This window comes from Limnospira sp., assembly GCF_051859755.1.
Lineage (GTDB): Bacteria > Cyanobacteriota > Cyanobacteriia > Cyanobacteriales > Microcoleaceae > Limnospira > Limnospira fusiformis.
Window position 1 is genome coordinate 13,920 of the sequence record NZ_JBIMLI010000047.1, and the last position, 18,621, is coordinate 32,540.

Annotated in this window: 12 protein-coding genes; 2 read left to right on the forward strand and 10 right to left on the reverse strand. The window is 43.5% G+C overall.

Annotation, left to right across the window (positions count from 1 at the left end; translation table 11 throughout):
* Positions 1-35 precede the first annotated feature (35 nt).
* The 5 genes from ACTIE0_RS10535 to ACTIE0_RS10555 all read right to left on the reverse strand — a co-directional run bounded on the left by ACTIE0_RS10535 (position 36) and on the right by ACTIE0_RS10555 (position 11,730).
* The gene (locus ACTIE0_RS10535) at positions 36-1,799 is read right to left on the reverse strand and encodes a hypothetical protein (protein ID WP_006620370.1); all 1,764 of its coding nucleotides are present in this window, start codon (positions 1,797-1,799) and stop codon (positions 36-38) included.
* Between the two features lie 16 nt (positions 1,800-1,815).
* Positions 1,816-3,693 carry a putative HlyD family type I secretion protein gene (locus tag ACTIE0_RS10540; protein WP_006669752.1) on the reverse strand — a complete coding sequence of 626 codons (1,878 nt, stop codon included), beginning with the start codon at positions 3,691-3,693 and terminating at the stop codon, positions 1,816-1,818.
* An 80-nt stretch (positions 3,694-3,773) separates the two neighbouring features.
* Positions 3,774-6,758 (reverse strand): ABC transporter transmembrane domain-containing protein, encoded by a 2,985-nt coding sequence (locus ACTIE0_RS10545; RefSeq protein ID WP_062945791.1) that lies wholly within the window; start codon positions 6,756-6,758, stop codon positions 3,774-3,776.
* On the reverse strand, positions 6,755-7,507 hold the full coding sequence (locus ACTIE0_RS10550; RefSeq protein WP_006620373.1) for a peptidylprolyl isomerase: 753 nt from the start codon (positions 7,505-7,507) through the stop codon (positions 6,755-6,757). The genes ACTIE0_RS10545 and ACTIE0_RS10550 overlap by 4 nt, the downstream gene beginning before the upstream one ends.
* Before the next feature lie 779 nt (positions 7,508-8,286).
* The gene (locus ACTIE0_RS10555) at positions 8,287-11,730 is read right to left on the reverse strand and encodes a glycosyltransferase (protein WP_006670795.1); all 3,444 of its coding nucleotides are present in this window, start codon (positions 11,728-11,730) and stop codon (positions 8,287-8,289) included.
* Between the two features lie 89 nt (positions 11,731-11,819).
* Between ACTIE0_RS10555 and ACTIE0_RS10560 the strand changes: the two genes are divergently transcribed.
* A complete protein-coding gene (locus ACTIE0_RS10560; RefSeq protein WP_006620376.1) occupies positions 11,820-13,493 on the forward strand; it encodes a glycosyltransferase family protein in 1,674 nt (557 codons plus the stop codon).
* A gap of 54 nt (positions 13,494-13,547) precedes the next feature.
* Here the strand turns inward: ACTIE0_RS10560 and ACTIE0_RS10565 are convergent, their stop codons facing one another.
* Both ACTIE0_RS10565 and ACTIE0_RS10570 read right to left on the reverse strand, forming a co-directional pair.
* Positions 13,548-14,426: an alpha/beta fold hydrolase gene (locus ACTIE0_RS10565; RefSeq protein WP_006620377.1), complete on the reverse strand. Its 879-nt coding sequence runs from the start codon at positions 14,424-14,426 to the stop codon at positions 13,548-13,550.
* Between the two features lie 135 nt (positions 14,427-14,561).
* Entirely contained in the window at positions 14,562-15,068 is a 507-nt protein-coding gene (locus tag ACTIE0_RS10570; RefSeq protein ID WP_006670796.1) for a hypothetical protein, read from the reverse strand.
* Between the two features lie 567 nt (positions 15,069-15,635).
* Here ACTIE0_RS10570 and ACTIE0_RS10575 point away from each other — a divergent pair.
* Positions 15,636-15,941, forward strand: coding sequence for an ArsR/SmtB family transcription factor (locus ACTIE0_RS10575; RefSeq protein WP_006620379.1), 306 nt, complete (start codon positions 15,636-15,638; stop codon positions 15,939-15,941).
* Here ACTIE0_RS10575 and ACTIE0_RS10580 read toward each other — a convergent pair.
* From ACTIE0_RS10580 to gvpC, 3 genes are all read right to left on the reverse strand, one after another.
* Complete coding sequence (locus ACTIE0_RS10580; protein WP_006670797.1) at positions 15,938-16,321, reverse strand: gas vesicle protein; 384 nt, start codon at positions 16,319-16,321, stop codon at positions 15,938-15,940. The two genes, ACTIE0_RS10575 and ACTIE0_RS10580, sit on opposite strands and share 4 nt — an antisense overlap.
* A complete protein-coding gene (gene gvpN, locus ACTIE0_RS10585) occupies positions 16,321-17,505 on the reverse strand; it encodes a gas vesicle protein GvpN (RefSeq protein WP_006620381.1) in 1,185 nt (394 codons plus the stop codon). Before gvpN ends, ACTIE0_RS10580 begins: the two co-directional genes overlap by 1 nt.
* Positions 17,506-17,727: 222 nt before the next feature.
* The gene (gvpC, locus tag ACTIE0_RS10590; protein WP_006620383.1) at positions 17,728-18,582 is read right to left on the reverse strand and encodes a gas vesicle protein GvpC; all 855 of its coding nucleotides are present in this window, start codon (positions 18,580-18,582) and stop codon (positions 17,728-17,730) included.
* Between the last annotated feature and the right edge of the window lie 39 nt (positions 18,583-18,621).

An 18,621-nucleotide genomic window follows, 5' to 3' on the forward strand; every position in this document is an offset into this window, starting at 1 on the left:
ATATCTAGTTTACTATATGGGGGGATATAAAATCATCAAAGTTGAGTAATTTGCACAATTACCTTTCCATTGAGGCGGAAAAATTGATGTTTATCTGGGTCATAAACCCAAGCCTTGATTTGGGTTTCTCCGGGTGGTAGAGATTCGGGGGGGAGGGTGGTTGTCCATCTTGATTGTTGGTAGCGATCGCTTTGGAGAATATCGGCTAAGTCAGGACTGTATAAGTTCACATAAGCACTAGCAAAAAATAGCTGTTGGTCGTCTTTAGATAAAAATACTAATTGTGGTTGTTGGTCTCGGTCTGGTAAAATTGCCCAACCTCTGAGAGTTAAGGATTCTGATGATTGAATGACTTGGGGGGAATTAGTATTTATTGGAAAGTCAATATAACCATAGTTTAACTCAGGATTATCGGTGAATTTAAGTGGGTCAGCGAAATTTCTAAAGCCGATATTTTGGAGAGATTCGACACCTTCTTGAATCCACCAAGTCGATCTACTGAGGGGGAGCAAACAACGTTGAGGGGAGTTTTGAAAAAAGGTTGATTGTGAGTCCAAATAGGGAAATAAATATAGACAAGTTTGCGCGGTTTGGCTATAAAATAAATTGGTCTGAACTCTGGCGATCGCATTTCCTGAACTCACCCAAACTAAACAGCATAAAACCCCACAAATAAAGCTATAAATTAAAGTAGGAATAGGCAAGTTAAAACTAGGATATTTCTCAGAAATCCACTGAATACTGAGATAAACTATGGCAATTAGTAATAATGTGCTATGGCTAGTATAGCGAACGGCTGTTAGCGGGTAGTTAGCGCCCAAATCAACTCTTCCCCAGCTCATTAATAGAGATGTTAATAGGGAAAATATTCCCAAAGAAATCCAGGGACTAGCATCTAAAAAAGTTTGAAATTTCCAGTATTTTCCGCTATGATAGTATAGTAAATACAGGAAAAATATCAGAATTACCAACCCCAATAACCAGGAGATTTGGGGAGATTGAACTATGGGTGCAGCCAGAACATTTAACCAGAAATGAATAAAGGTATAAACTCGCTCCCAACCGGAGAGGGTAATAGATAATGGTTCCCGTTGATAACCAATGGCATATAATCCACAGGATAGCAAAAAGAGGAGTAACCAAATAAGCGATCGCTTTCTTTGCTGTGTAGCATTTCCTGGTAGAGAAATTAGGGAAGGGATAACCGCCAACCAGGACACCAAACCTTGGGCGGAGGAAAAACTAGCGATCGCACATAAACCAGCAGCTATCAAGAACTTATAGTGATGATTTAAGGGACTTGGCATGAAGATTAACACCGCGAAAATCAGGCAAAAATTAATCAAAAAAATGGGGATTTGAAACCCCCAAAGCCATTCTTGATTGAGTGAAAAAAACAGGATACAGGTGAGCAAATTAGCCAGATGAAAGAGATAAATATGAGTTACCCCATTCGCCAAAACTGATAATTTATATAACCCCAAAAACGAGATAATTGCCAGACCCAGACTAAAATATAATTCGGCTTTAATATTCCATTGGGAGAGGAAACCCAGACCGATAAAAATCAGTCTAGGAAAGAGAATTCTATGGGTGTTATGGAGAGCAAACAAATCAGCAAAGGTTAAGTTCCCGGTAGCGGTCTTTTCAAATAAACCGGGTAAAACCCACTGGTCAAAGGAAGGCACATCAACAGCAAAGTACCCCACAAAAGCGATCGCACATAGTACAGGAAGGAGATAACAAATCCACAATCCAGGATGAAATTCAAGTAGCGATCGCCGAGGGGTATCAAACATTTAAAGTCAATTAGGCTTATCTCAAGTCAGTGATACTTTCAAACTTACCTGTGAGTCGGCTAAACAGCATTCGCAGAACCGTGCGCTTACCGATATTAACCTTAGTATTGACTGCCATACCAGACTGCAATTTAATCTGAATTTCCTGTCCTGGTATATCTTCATTGAGCATAAAATATTGTCTTTCCAACTTAATATTTGCCCTAAAGGAAAAGAATGGGCGACCTTCTTCTGGAGGAATAGCATTTTGGCTAATCCATATCAACTCACCCGGAACCGTGCCAAACTCATTAGAAGGGAAGGCATCAATATTAACTTCCACCCCAATACACTGCTCATCAGCAATGCCAATTTCCTCTCGTGCCGCCGCCGAAGTAGGACAGATGCAGTCTTTTTCCACCTGACACTCAATCACCTCTCCTGCCACTTCCTTACCATCAAAAGGAGTCAACAACTCCCGTTTCATCCTCAGAGCATTTAACACCAGTGCCATATCACTGTTATTGATATGAACCTCTGCTTTTAAGCCTTCATCATCATCTAAAATCGTGACCAGAGGTTGAGTTTGTTGAGCCTCAAAATAGGCTTCATCACAACGGGAAGGCATAGGATCGCCAGGCCGGAGAATGGAATTGATGACATAGGAGCAAATCTCATCCTGATTCATATCCAAAGCAGCATTAGATTTAGTCGAAGGCTCCAATTCAAAGATAATCCCCGAAGCAGGTGCTCTCAAAACCTGAGTATTTCTCTGTTCCTGCAACTTTTCAATTTGAGACTTAATGTCAGAGATTCTTTTTTCATTCTCCAATCGTGAGCGGCTGAGTTGAGAATCAGAGCTGGCAATTTGTTTATGATTTTCTTGAATACGATTGTAGATATCTCTAGCCCAGGAATCCTTAGTATTTTGCAACTCTTCCTGAGCGCGGGAGATGGAAGCCAGAGTGCGCTGTTCTTCATTTTCCAGGCGTTGAATTTCTGCCCGTTGCTCTTGAATCTCCCGACGGCGCTGGTTAATTTCACCTTGGCGCTGTTCAATTCTATCTTGTTGTCCGATGACTTCATTTTGACTTCTGAGTATTTCCTGTTCCCGCTGTTTGCGTTGCAGGTCAGACATAGCCCCTTGCTCAACCAACGGAGAAATCTGAGCTAAAATCGACTCATTAACACTCAGGAGTTCCTCCGACTTAGATAACTGATTGCCAGCCAAGTTCAACTGCTGTTCCGAATAAGTCAATTGATTTTGTGTATATTCGAGCTTTTCGGTGGCAGCACGCAAAGAATCTCGATTTTGCTGAAGCTGTCTTTCCAGTTCTATAATTTTCAGTTGGCCGGTAGCAACTCTTGATTGATATTCAGCGCGATAGTTAGCCACTAAACCAGCCATAGCCGGGCTAAAACTCATAGCAGTTCCTCGGCCATGGTAAAGTTCGTCCACCAAGGATTGTAGAGTTTGATTTTCTTGACTGCGAGCTTCTCTGTCTCTGATCAAATCTGCTAACTGTGGGGGTAAGTTAGTAGTAATTTGATTATTAACAATGCTCTCATAGAACTCGTTTTCCTTTTCTAGGGTAGCTCGCAAAGTTTCAACCGCGCGCAGATCAGCGCTAGGATTAGTGGGGCTAAAAGTAAGTATAGGCTGATTTCTTTCGACCCGATCGCCATTTTCCACGTGCAAGCGGACCACCGCGCCAGTAGTTGGGGCTTGAATTTCCCTAGCTCCCGATGTCAGGGCCAATTGTCCCATAGCTGGAACCGTTTGCTCAATATTAGCAAAATAAGCCCAAATGACCGATGTGGTGCTTACTAGCATAATCATCCACAGAAACAAGTGGGAGAGGAGGCCAGGTTTTTCTAGGATGACCGGTTGTTCAGAAATAGATGCTGATTTCATAAGTCCTGTTATCTGTTGTTCAATACCAATAGAAAATGCTTAAAAACTCGACTCCTCTACCACCAATGACGTTGACCGCCTTACTGTTGTGCCTCTTGTTGTTGATACAGGCAATAGTAACGTCCTTTGATAGCCATTAACTCATCATGGGTTCCTTGTTCTACAATGGAGCCTTGATCCATCATAATGATAGCATCCGCATTTTTGATAGCGCTGAGGCGGTGGGTAATAAAGAACACGGTGCGATCATGAAATTCTTGACTGAGATTTTGACTAACTAAGCGTTCTGACTGATAATCGAGGGCGCTAGTTGCCTCATCAAGAATCAATAGCCTTGGCTTTTGTAGAACCGTGCGGGCGATCGCAATCCGTTGTCGCTGTCCACCAGAGAGACCGGAACCACGCTCACCCACCACCGTATTGTACCCATTAGGTAAACCCATAATAAACTCATGGGCATCAGCCACCTTAGCTGCTCGGATAATTTCATCGGTACTAGCTTCTGGGTTAGTGAGGGCGATATTTTCCTGTACTGTCCCACTAAATAGCAAAGTATCCTGAAGCACCACCCCAATTTGACGACGGAGGGAATATAGTTCCACCTTATTGATATCGTAATTATCAATTTTAATCCGGCCCGACATAGGTGGATAGAGACGTTCGAGGAGTTTCATCAACGTACTTTTACCGGAACCACTCAACCCCACAATTGCCACAAAGGAGCCGGCCGGGAATTCTAAATTAATATTTGCCAATTGCAAAGGGCCACTGGGTCCAAAACGGAAAGATACCTCTTCAAAGATAACAGAGCCATCAATTTCCGGCATGGGGATATTATTGCGATCGGCTTCGTCAGCTTCAGGAGCCGTATCTAAGACATCTCGCAGACGTTCTACAGACATTCCCACCTCTTGGAAACTTTGCCACACACTGACAAAGCGCAACAGAGATCCGGTCACGTTTCCAGCAATAATTCGGAAGGCAATCAATCCCCCGATAGTCAGTTCATTATTAATCACCAAATAGGCCCCTACCCACAACAGAGCCAAGGCTGAAAGTTTATTCAAAAACCCACTAATGGAGTTAGCAGCCGTCTGGGTGAGAATAGTTTTGAAACTAGAGCTCATATAACGGGCATAGCGTCCCTGCCATTCCCAGCGGGAGGTCAACTCAATATTTTGAGCCTTCACGGTTTGCATACCGTTAAGCACCTCCACCAGATAGGCTTGGGAGTGACCGTACAACTCAGCTTTTCTCCTGAGTAGTCTTTGGATAATGGGGGAGTTGATGATAATAATCAGAGCAAACAGGGGTAGGGGTGCTAAAGCCACTAGAGCCATAGTCACATTCAGATAGAACATGACCGCCACATAAACCACGGAGAACACCGCGTCCAACACTACCGTTAAGGCTGTACCTGTGAGGAAGTTACGGATATTACTGAGTTCCCCCACCCGTGCCATCAAGTCTCCCACCTTGCGGTTATCGAAATAGTTGAGAGGTAGGCGTAATAGGTGGTCAATTACTTCGGAACTGAGTTTAACATCGAGTCGGTTGGTGGTGTCAACAAACAGATATGTTCGCAGCGCAGACAGCAAGGCTTCAAATAGAGCTACCCCCAACATCAAAAATGCCAAAATATTGAGAGCGTCAATGTTGCGCTGTCCCATCACCTTATCGATGATGATCATGGTCAGCAGGGGGTTCACCAAGCCGAAGAGTTGCACAAAGAAGGAGGAGAGCAGGACTTCTACAAATACTCCCCGGTGTTCCATAATGGCTGGAACAAACCACCAGAAGCTGAACTGTTCCTGCTGGTCGCCTTTGGTTTCTTGGAGTAGGAGAACTTGACAGGCTTCTCCGTAAACTTCCACAAACTGGCCAGGGCGCATCTTTACTACCCCTTCTTCTGGGGATGCCATGATCAGTTGTTTTTCACTGATGCTATAAATGATCGCAAAGCTATTGCGCCACGGGATCATCGCGGGAGCCTTCAGTCGGCATAAGGCTTTGGAGGGGACTTGCACTAACTGGGCGGTAATTCCCATCATTTGAGCGATCGCACCACAGGCTTGCAGGGTTAGAGAACCCGCCGTTTCTAGCTGACCTTCAATGATGCGCCTAATTAGTTCTTTGCGGAAATTTACCCGAAAATGCTTACTCAACATATTGAAGCAAGCTAAGGGAGCGTCAACAGTACCCCGTCCCCGCACTAGGGGGAATCTTTGAATTTGTTGGGACGAGTCTAGTTCTGGCTCTGGCGGGGTTTCTGGCGCGGGGATAACATTGGGTAATAATGCTTTTAACCCGTCTTTTGAGGTGTCTTCTTCTGATACTACTTCCGTCCGCGTCGGTGCTGTTCGCAAACCTACCAGTCGCGCTCCCCTCGGTCCTTCGACTTTCAGGCTTTTACCCAAGGTTTCTAAATTGATGCCATTTCCGACGGAGTAATCTCCCACCACTCCGCTACTGACTAACCAGAGACGATTGGCATCTAGTCTGAATTTTAGATCAGAGCCTTTGGTTTGACCGTTTAGCAGGTTAACGACGATCGCATCTGGCCAATATTCTTTGGTCATTTCTTTGATGTTACCGCCGGAGTTCGCCACCTGTTGCAGGTTTTGGCTCAGTAATTCAAATACTTCTGATATGGCTGCATGGTCCCGAAATGCCTCCGCAAACTGGGGTTCTTTCTCCATTAGTTTCATAAAGACCGCCGCCGGGATGCTTATACAAATCATCTCTGTCGAAGCGATCACTGTTTCGCAGGGAACTCCCCTTAGCAAACCAGCCCATCCCAGGATTTCTTTGGCTCCTAGTAGTTGTAAGCTGGTATGGCGTTGGCTTCTGGAGTCGTATGCTAACAGTCGAGCTTGTCCCTGGTAAATTACTGCTACCTGGGTGGGGAGTTTGTCTCGCTCAAAAATTGGTTGTCCTGTCCGGTAGCTTAATAACTGACATTGTGGCAATATGTCCCGTAGCCCCTTTTCGCTAAGGCGATCGAAGGGGCTAATTTCCAGCAGAAATTCCTGGATCTGTAGGTTGGAAACGGCAGATGTGGTCATGATACGGAAGACACCTCAGTATGCAGGGGTTCAAGACAGCCAACTTTGGCTATTTCCTCTCGGAGCCAAGTCTCAAATAGTTCGTCAATTAAATGACGGCGCATGGACTCATCGAGTTGGGCTGGGATAAATTTTTCTAGTCTAATAATTACCATCCATTCTGATAAGGGACGCGGGGGCCACAGTTGTCCCGGTTGACTTACTGCTAACAGTTTACTAATTGCCGGGTGGGGTTGAGCCAAGGATACTGGCCCCATGATTCCACCGGTGCGGGATTCTGGCCCCTCTGAGTATTCCCGTGCCGCTTCGGAAAATTCTTGCTCTCCTTCGGATATGCGAAAATACAATTCGTGGGCTAGTCCGGGATTTTTGGTCCTGATTAAAGAATACACTACATGATCTAAGCTACTTTTCCTGGTGATAAAGTGGCTTTCTACTTTGTTAGTCCACCGTTCACGCTTGAATTTTTCTATTTTAATCGGACGCTCGGCGATCGCCTGAGCTTCCTCTAAGGTTAGTTTATTTAAGTTTAACCAGGCTTTTTGAGCTTCTGGAGAGGTCAGTTGGTGTTGGGCTGCAAATTTTTCCAGCGCCGCCGCTGCTTCCTCTTCTGTACAGGTAATGTCGGCGATCGCTTCGTCTAAAATTACCTCCCGCACAAATTGCACCATCATCTGATAGTGCTTTAGTCGCGAGGGGATCTCCTCTGCCTTAATAATAGTCTCTCCGACTTTGTACACTCCGGTCATTGCTCTCTCCCACTGACTGGGGCTTCCCCCTGAGCCTTTATCGCTTCACTACCCTAGGGCAATGATTGTGTTTACGCAAGTTTTTCATATTATGCACCGATGATAACAGACCTTTTGCCGCTCCTGTCCTGACGAAGCAAAACAAGTTTCGGTTCCGCCTGCCATACCACTGGCTTCCCTAAATTATTGCCTAATATATTCTATATGTTGCATCATCAGACTATATTCACACTCTCCCTTATATACCATTCCCAATCTGTAGCGATCGCGTCAGGAACATTAATTGACTCCACAACATTTCAACATTTTTTTATTTTTGCTATTGACAAATTCTGTGTTTTGTGATACAGCTTACACTTAGTCAGGGTGGTAAGTCCATACCCCGTTATGGCCATTAACCCCAAAACTCGTGACGCGCCAGCCATAATTGGCGCAGTGGCTAGGCGGGGGACACTGGCTGACCGACCCAGCACTAGGTAACCATAGCATACCTGGAAACTCCTTATATATCTGGCTTTGCTAGTGATTCGTGTTTCGGGTTAACTCCCTCCAAGTCTCAGTGATATGGGCTATTAGCGGAAATTTGCATAAAACACGACCATTTTACCTTCCTATATTGTACAAAATTTAATGATAATGTCAAGTCCCTAAAAAATAAAGTTTTCTGACAATAGGATAAAAGGCGCTTTTCGGGAATTGAACTAATCACAATTAACCGGGAATTGGCGATTAATTTAAGGCGTTGTAAAGCAGACTTACGGGATAATTGGCGGTCAAAATTAGGGAGTGTGGTGGCGACCATAAAAAACCCAAACCGCGTGGCGATCGCTCAATATTTCACTGATATCTTGATTAAGGTTCATCAAAGGTCGTTCATCCCATAATTCTAAAGCAATTTTAGCCACATAAACCCAGAGACTGACTTGGGAAGGTGATTCGTCAATATGGCGTTTTAAGTATTTCCAGACTCCGCGAGTAAAATTTACATAATCACCCCTATCTTTTTCATCATCAAAGTGGTCACTAGGGGAGAAAATGAATTTCAGAAAATCCTCAAATAAATAATTAGGAATCACCGCATTATGATAATTTATCCCCAATTGATAAGCCGGCTTATATAGCATAGCAGCCAACCAAGATTGACAACCATTTTGAACAGAAAACCCCTGAGAAACCCGGATTTTTAATGATTCGACAAACTCAGATTCGCTGGGGGTCAATGTCAACTCACGGATACCACTATTAAGGATAATTTTATGCACTTTTCCTTGAACACCATCAGATAATTTTTGCAAGGAAGCAGCCTCAGATTTAAGCCAGAGCATAGCCGTCAGTTTTCGCAGGAGTCGAAGGTGTTGCTGGGTAGGTTGATGATGGGGGTTATGACGATATTGATTAACCAATTCTTCGGCTAAGTTTAGATAATCTTGGGGAGACTTAGACAACAGTTGATAAAAGATATATTCTTTGATATTTAACCCCAAAAACCGATAGTCAGGGTCAATAATCATTTTCCGATATAGTCGGCTATAGTCTCGGATATTCTCACCAGCGATAATATTGAGTTGAGTTTGTTGTTGGCGATGAATTCGCAGGGTAGATAAGGCTTTATCAACAAAGGCTATTTGATAATCTGCCATAATTCTAAACCACATATCTGCATCTAATAATTGATGTAGGTCGGGGTCAAAGCCTCCTAATTGAGCAAAGACATTACGCCGAATTAAAACAGTTGTCGGTTCGCCGATTTTATTTAACCGACCTCGGAAGCATTTAGGGTCTGATAATAATTGGGAACCGGGTTGAATGGTTTTTAAGTTTGACCAGTCTTGATGCAGGTTTTGGGTTCCTTTGTAGGCGGCTTGACATTGGGGATGAGTCTGGGAATTATCATCAAGGATAATATGGCGGCGGGAGAAAACTAAACCAATTTCTGGGTTGGCTTCAGCCATAGCCACGAGTTGTTCTATACAGTTGGGTTCAAGGGTATCATCTTGGAATAGGAATTTAACATATTTTCCTTGAGCTTGGGAAATACAGAAATTGAGGTTATCAACTAAACCATAGTTAATATGGGTGAGGATACGAAAAGGGATAGGTGATGAGACTTGCAAAGATTTGGCGATCGCTATAGTATCATCTATGGAACCATCATCGGCTAGGATGATTTCACAATTACTATAGGTCTGGTTTAAGGCGCTGAGAATTGCTTCTCTAATAAAGGTTTCGCCGTTGTAGGTGGGAATGCAAATACTGACCAAGGGAGGAGTTGTCGTTTCCGGTGACAATTCCATAGTGGGAACTGAACGTATATCAGTAAAGTTTTGGGTAGCATTTTGAATAATTTGCAGGCGAGACAAAATGCGATCGCCGATAGTTTGAGGACTTAATTGGGTTCTGATATCGGTAGCTGCTTGCTGACCAATTTGATGAGCAGCTTCTGGGTAGTTAACCACATATTGCATTAACTCAGCTGCCTGTTTAATATTGGGGGCAGCCCACACATTCCCCGGTCGATAGGGTCCGTCTGTTTGGTCAATTAAAACTCGCCGATATTTGACCAAAAAACTATTGGCTAAATTCATAAATTCCGTATTGGAAGAATAGCCAGTAGCTATGACGGGTTTACCATAAAACATAGCTTCCGCCATGGTTAAACCAAAACCCTCGGAACGATGTAGGGAAATATAACAATCACAGTTATAAACTAAACCATTAATTTGTTCCCGTGATAAATAGCCATCAATAATTTGAATGGCTGGACAATTAGCGATCGCTTGAAAAAGGTGATTTCTTTCTTTGGGGAAACGATCAGAGTTAGAACACTTTAAGATTAACACCACATTAGTAGGATGATTTCCGAAAGCGGTTTTAAAGGCTTCTACTACTGCCAAGGGATTTTTGCGTGCTATGCGGCTATAGAAATCAAACATAAATAAAAAGATAAACTTGTCGGGGGGAATTGATAAATTTTCCCGACTTAAATTTACCTCTGGCAGTGACACGGTAGGCATCATTTTAATTACGGGAATTGGCGACACCCGCCGAATAGCAGAGACACAATAATCACTATAAGTCCAGATTTCGTGAAATAGAGAAAATGCCTTAACCCACTCTGGGGGAAACTCTGGTAATTCCCACGCCCAGAAACCGATATTATATCGATTTTTAAAATAGTCAGCACCGACAAGTTGAGCAAATCTCAACACATCATTAGCATTAATTTGAATTAAGTTTATGGGATAAGGATGTGCGGAAGTAAAATTGTCAAAGCTATGATCTTGTTTCCGGTGAGGACTCCCGGTAAAGTTATTAATTGCCACATTTAAGTTAACCGCTTCCATAGCCCTCAAGGTGGCGCGTACTCCTTCACCAATGCCAAATTCTCCATTAACAAAGCCAGCGACATTAACACCTAATTCGGGAGTTATAACTTCCGGTTTTTGGGAAGGTGCGACTGTTTCTAAATTGGCTAAAGTTTGGCTATAACTACGGGAAAACCACAATAATCTTCGTAACTCAGCGGCGTTATATTGAGCGATTTCGGTAAACTCTTCTGGTGGGATAGCCTTCTCGGTTAATAAGTGCAAGGATGAACCGTTAGAGTAAATATTCAAGCCGAAGTTTTGGGCGATTATTTGTAATGATTGGGGTGTGTAAATAGCTATATGCTGTCCTTCCTGGGGTGCATAATACCACCACTGACCAGGGTGGGGATTATGGGGGGGGATAAGTTCGGTTGAGAAGAGAATATTTTTAGATAATTTCAGGATCTTGTTGATTTCATCTAGGGGGTTAGCGAAATGTTCAAATACTTCAAAGGCGGTGATGAGTTCATAGGGGTTGTCTGGGTTTAAATTGGCTTCTAACCCGGTGGCTAAAAAATTGGGACAGAAGCTATCATACCAGTCAAATTTAAAGCGGATATCTCGCATGAGGCGGACTAATAAACCATAACCGCCACCATAGTCGAGAAATTGATTATCGGGATTAAAAAATTTGGTGATGATTTGGCTGGTTAGTTGCGCTAACATGAGATTACGGAAAACTAAACCATCGTCGCTGTTAGCAATGGGGTGCTTATAGGCTTCTGGCAACCAGTAGGGATTTTCGGTTTGCACAAATCCGCAATTCTGACATTGAAAATAGTTAACATTATATCTGTTCAAAACTATGGTTTTACCGAAGGGTATCGTAGCGGAGTCACAAATTTTACACTGCATAATTTACCGATTGTATTAATCACAGACGATACTCTACTCCCTGTCAATGGGTTTTGACAAGGGGGAGATCATGGTAAAATGGTGGGAAAGTGTGTCTAATTGCGAATATTTGGGCGCACTATAGCCAACAGGATTATAGTTTAAACAATCATTGGGTGAAGACATTGAATTCGGAATTGTTGAGGGTGTTACCTATAGATGCCCGTGTCATTGTTGAAATTAGCGATCGCCCTAACCCAGATCTGAAGTCAGCCTATCTGCGGAATAACCCAGAATGCCAATATTGGCAGATTTCTCCCCATCAGGACTTGACAAAAAGCACAATTTGTGATTCGATGGGGAGGATAGATGTTTTGGTTTATGGCTGTGTCAATTCTCCGGATCAGGATTTTGGTAAACTGGTCAATGATTACAGTCGCTGGCTGAAACCTAACGGTCAATTTATCGCTGATATTCCTAACAGTCAATATTGGCGGCGGCTAGTTAGTTTACCGTTGGATAAGCCACAGTTGTCGGGTGTAGGTTTAAGTTTACAGGAAATCCGATCGCATTTTAACCAAGCGGGATTATATATCTATGAAGTGCGGACAAAAGGCGATCGCACTTGGGAGTTTAACCAGTTTTTAGAGAGACAGAAATCAGCCAATCCCTCTACTGTTGTCTACCTGAAAGAGTATAGAGCGCAAACGGTAGCGGAAAACTATCTAGTGCGGGGCATCAAGTCGAGTCACCCCCCAAGACGGCTATTAATCCAAACGGCAATCATGGCACCAACTGGGTGCGATCGGATTCGAGTTTTAGACCCCGATCGCTTTAGTGCCACTATTCCTGGAGTCCGCACCTTTTCTTCAGTCAGATCAGCGCGAATTATACCCACTATACCACAGGAAGCCAAAATTTTCATCTGGCAGCGCACCATCATGTCAGCGGGAGAACATCTTTCCGTGCTGAAAAGACTACTACAGGAAAACTATTTAATCATTGCTGAAATTGATGATAACCCCCTACGTCGCCGAGAATATGCAGATCATAATTATTTGAGTTATCGAGGCTGTCACGGTGTCCAAACCTCCACTAAACCTTTGGGAGTATTTCTGCAACAATTTAATCCTAATATAGCAGTTTTTCCTAACCAACTAACCGAAGTTTCCCCCCCACGCCATAATTATGACAACGAGAAAATCAGTCTATTTTTTGGTGCATTAAACCGCGAGAAGGACTGGGAACCCATTATGGCATCTCTAAATAAAGTTTTATCAGCCAATTCCGGTCGAGTCCTGGTGCGAGTAGTTCACGATCGCCAATTTTTTGAAGCCTTAGCCACCGACCAAAAAACCTTTGAACCTTTCTGCCATTATAACCGCTATTTAGAAATTCTGCAAAACTCCGATATCGCCTTACTTCCCCTGACCCCCACACCAGTTAATCTCATGAAATCAGATTTAAAATTCCTAGAATGTGCAGGTAGTGGGGTAGCCGTCCTCGCGAGTCCTACCGTTTATGAATTATCTATTCAGCCGGAAAAAACCGGGTTAATTTATCGGACGATCCGAGAATTTGAAACCCAACTCAACCGCCTAATTAATAACCATACCTTACGCCGCCAAATTGCCGAAAATGCCTATAATTGGGTTAAACAAAATCGGCTACTTTGTCACCATTACCAACAGCGTCACCGCTGGTATTTAGAAATGTGCGATCGCCTCCCAGAGTTAAACAGACAACTCCAGCAAAGAGTCCCGGAACTGTTTAATAATCCCTAGAAATAAATCCCCCCATGTCAGTGATATAGGGGGGATAAACTGTTAGATAAACTGTTAACTATCTAACACCCATTTTAACAGGATAGGGTTAACCAACTCCGGTGCTTCATCCTGGGGGCAATGTCCAACCCCCTCCAGAGGAATAAACTGTTTTACTGTGTCAAATTTAGCTAATTCTTGTCCAAGTTTTATCGGTTCCCATGGGTCTTCTGTCCCCCATAAAATTATCGCCGGACAGGGAAGAATGGGGAGTAAATCTTCTGGTAAAGGTCCTTGAGAATAAGTAGTAAAAGCCACAAAAACATCGACAGCATTGGGGTCATTGGCGGGGGTGATAAGCATGGTCACTAATTCATCGGTGACAGCCTCTTTGCGCCGATAAGCCTGTAGGAGGATATTACGGACAGTTTTAGGAGTAGCAAGTTGTCGAAAAAATAGCTGACTAACCCATCGTAAACCTAACACTTTTTGGGCTAATTCTGCACCCATACCCCGATACCAGGGTATTTCTGCCCTTTTGCGATCGTGTAATAGTCGCAGAGAACAATTTAATAAACCTACAGCGATCGCTATTTCTGGGTGAGAGACAGCCGCCTGCATAGCCACAATACAACCAATAGAATTTCCCACTAAAAAAGCCGGACTTCCGACCACCTCCCGACAAAAATCTGCCACTTGATCACCCCAAGTTTCAAAGGTATAAGATAGGCTACTACAGGGTAAAGGTTTAGCTGACCCACCAAACCCTAAAAGGTCGATCGCAAATACCCGACATTGATTAGCTAAAATAGGGATATTTTTGCGCCAGTGTCCCCAACTTGCACCAAACCCATGAATTAATACTACCGCTGGTCCTGTGTCTCCAGCGGCGCTATAACAGATAGGAAATCCTTTCCACAGCCAAGTTTGAGTTTCTACGGTAGTTGTTGTCATGGGAACAGTTAATCTTGAATAATTGATAATCGATAATTATAGCAATCTTCAATGATTAAGAATGGCTAATAGGTAACAGGGAATGGCAGAATTTGGTAATTATGAGGTGATCATTCCCTATCAGACAATTATCAATCATCCATTGTCGATAACTTCTTCGACTTCTTCCATGGTTTCTTCTATGGTTTCTTCTATGGTCGGTTTTTCGATGGGTTTAACAAATAAATTATTAGCCCTAACAAAACAATTGGCGGGAGTTCCGTCAGCTTTTTCTTCAATATATATCCACGGTTTCAAATCAGAATCCAAAGTGACAATAAACCCACCATAACTCAACTTACCAGTAAATACCTCATCAGTCTGTAAACGTTCAACCACCGGAAAATTGATAATGTTAGGAAAACCAGATTTTTCCGGGTTCCATACTTCTTTAATTGATTCAGAACCCATGCGACAATTTAAGCCATTGGGGTCGGGGTCAACTACCTGCCAATATAGGTGACTAGAATTGCCAATATAATCACCATTATCATTAGGTTGTGGTAAAGAAGTATCCGCTAAAACCCCTGCTGTACCAACGCCAAACACTAATCCAGCAATTAGAACTATCATTAACCCCAAAACTGGTAATTTCTTTAACATAATCTTCCTCTGAATATCTGACAAATATTTAGTCATGAATTCCCCCAATACTTGCTCTGGGCTACTCCTAGGGCATATGATCAGATATCAGGCGCAACCCGCGAGGTGGGTGGTCAGCAGAGTGTATGAGATACCTTACTGATTACCCTGAGTCTAACCTTCATCAACCGCCATAGGGATAGGGCGATTTGAGTTGGGGGGAACCCCTAGCAGCACTATCTCATCAAGTCCGGTAAGACCCCACAAGTTTTCCCTTCCCCGGTTGTCTGATATGTTTTTAAAAACTGGTGCGCCTTCCGCCTTTCCAGGGGTTGACGAGAACCCGAATCCGTGATAAGATTGGATATAGTGTTTTATAATTGAGTATAAAACACTAAAAAAATTATGCATATTCCCATTATGTAAAATATTAACCCATGGTCAAGGGATAAGTCAACCTATACCCCCCAAATGATGGGTTTTTTTACAAAAATTTACATATTAGCTGGGCTACTTTGTGGACAAGTGAGGCGTGTGAAATCCCCCAATTAATTTGCTAAAGTGGAGAATATGTTAAGATTCCGAATAATGGTCAACACAGACATTTCCCTGAGCTTTCACGCGCTATCTGACCCCCTACGGATTCAGATTCTAGAACTCTTACGCCACCAGGAATTATGCGTGTGCGAAATCTGCGAAACCTTAGAGGTTAGCCAGTCGAAACTGTCCTTTCATCTCAAAACGCTCAAAGAAGTGGGATTAATCAAAGGACGACAAGAGGGCCGCTGGATATATTATAGCATTAACCTGAGTCAAATGATTATCCTAGAAGAATATCTAGGGGAGTTTCGGCGATTTAGTCCAGTGGTTCCGGCTTTACCTTGCTCAAATTAATCATCATTTTCGGAGTTAGGGGGAGTGACTGGCTGTGATGATTGGGAGGTCAAGGCTTTAAGCGATCGCACTTCTTCCTGTAGTCGTTTAACCTCCTCTAACAATTGTTCATTAGACTGTGATAATTGCTGCGCCTGGCTACTAAGATAAGGGTCACTTTCCCACCAATTAATCCCAATTTCCTTAGCCTTATCTACGGAAGCAATTAATAAACGAATGCGGATACTTAACAATTCCGTAGACCCGACCGAGACGGAAATATCCCCAGCAATAACTATGCCTTTATCCAAAACCCTCTCTAGGATATCCGCGAGGGATGAACCGGAGGTAGACATCGGCACTCCGCGCTGAGGACTAGATGAACGTGATTGTAATGTCATTAATCACCCTCATAAACAACAAACAGGCGATTATCCTGTTGTGTCAAATAACTTTTTCTTAACAGCGAGCGCAAAGCATCAGTAGTTTGCACCCTGTTTAACCCCAAAGCTATCTCAATTTCGGAGACTCGCGCCCCATCAGAGTCTTTGATATAAGTATAGATTTTCTGTTCGGTATCGGAAAGATTATTAGGTACTGATGAAGTGGTCAATTCTTCCCTAGGGGGTAAAGCGATAATCTGGTCATTTTCCAGTCCTGATAAATGGTCAAATATCTGATGAAGTCGGCTTTCTAATTCAGCAATATCTCCAATAGCGCGCGATAAGAGGATATCACGGCAAACCTCTTGAAAATCGGGGTCAATGGGAACAATAGGGATATTATGTTCTTGACATATTCTGGCTAGCATCAAACTAGGTCGCAACCCAGAGGCTTTATCGGCGTTAGTTTGTTGTCTGGCTACCGTCTGAATTTTACTAGGGGCGATCGCATGGGTAGCCTCTCGGAATTGCTGCACTAATGTTACAATAGTTTGGGCTTCTTCCGGTGTAACTGCCACTTTTTGGATGAGGATTTCCTGTTGGGTAGCCTCGTCCGGTTCCGGCATATTCATGGTAATGAGGCGATCAAGTAAAGCATCCTGGGTGCTATAAACGCCACAGTATTCTTCAGGATTAGATGTAAAAATCGCCCGAAAATGGGGGTTAACCCTAATATATTCGGAACGGCTGTTATTGGGAGGCAGCACTAATAGTTTTTCCTCTAAAGCCGATAACAGAACGTTATTGACTTCAGGGCGGGAACGGTTAAACTCATCATAAACGAGGGTAAATCCTTCGCGACAGGCGAGGGTTAAACGGGAATCAATCCAGTTTTGCTTGAGTGAGTCTTCTAATTTAACTACACTGTGGATAAAGTTATCCACCACTTTTTTACGGGTGTAACCAGTTTGATTACCAATCATATCGGAGGACTTGAGTTCATCGTCCCCAAAAATCAACATAATCGGACGATTAAGCAAATCTGCCAAATGTAGGGCGAGGGTAGTTTTTCCGGTTCCCGCTGGTCCGCGCAAATGCACAGAAAACCCTGATTGAAGATACCGCAACGCCCTAACTGTAATTCTTTCAATGGCTGGAGTGTTAACAAATCCTTTAGGAACAGCACGAAGCACAGTGGTCATATTAATGTTAGATTGTAAGCTACCAGGCTAGGGATATTTTAGTCCCGAACCCTATTTTCATTTGATCTGTTGGCATAGTAGGCTTGAACGCTCTGAACAATCCAACCTTGGTTCAGAAGTTATCGCAAAGCATAAACGGTTTGAATGCGATTTAACTGCAAATCCTCCTCAATATCAGTCAATCGTACCCTCGACTGCTGATAAATGTAATCATAAACCCGTTCATCCGGGGTTAGGGGGATGAGGAACAACAGTAGTTGGTTTAGGCTGATTAGGGGGAACTGCTGGTTTTGTTGGTTCAGCAACCACCACAGCGGTAGGTGTTGTTGATTGGGCTGCTGTGGTAGTACTAGGCGCTGATTTAACCGCCTTCGGCTTGGTTTGAGGAACCAATGTTTGACTAGCCTTCGCCTTCTGAGGCGTTGCTGGGGTCGATTTCACCCTTTCACCACCCCAAACTGACTTTTCCCGTTCCCGACGATACTCTTGTAATTGCATCCGAAACTTACCCATATCCTCAAACATGGACTGAATACCTGCTAGGCGTTCGGCTTTCGCCTCTTGGGTTTGCTGTAGCAATTTTTCAGCCATAATGGTGCGGATAATATTGAACTCTTGCAAATCCCCTTGTACCTGCTGGGCGAGTTTTCGGCGACCGGCAGCTCTTTCCTGGTCCTGTTGTTGCCACTGCTGTTGCCATTGAGCAACCGTATCTCGAAGTTCCGCCCGAAAATCCCGTAACTCCTGCGCTAATTCCTCAGCTTTTTCGGCTCGGGACTGGGCGCTCTCCTCCAGAAAGGTAGCAGTTTCTTTCTGAAGCGATCGCACAAACTCTTTTAAATCCTCAGCTAGTTGTTCTGCTTGCTGACGATGGTTATTATGAGCGTCTGCCAAAAAGGCTTGATTTTCTTGTTTTAATTGAGATACAAAAGCCTGTCGATCTTGTTTTTGAGTGATCGCCTGGCTGTATCGTTCTCGTTGCCATAAACCGATCGTCGCCCAAATCTGTTTTTGGCTTTCAGCCAAAACCTGGCGACGCTCTAGGTGGCTTTGTTGCCAATCATCCTGTAACGCCATAGTACTTAACGATATCCCCCCAGTTGGTAGTTAAGCATC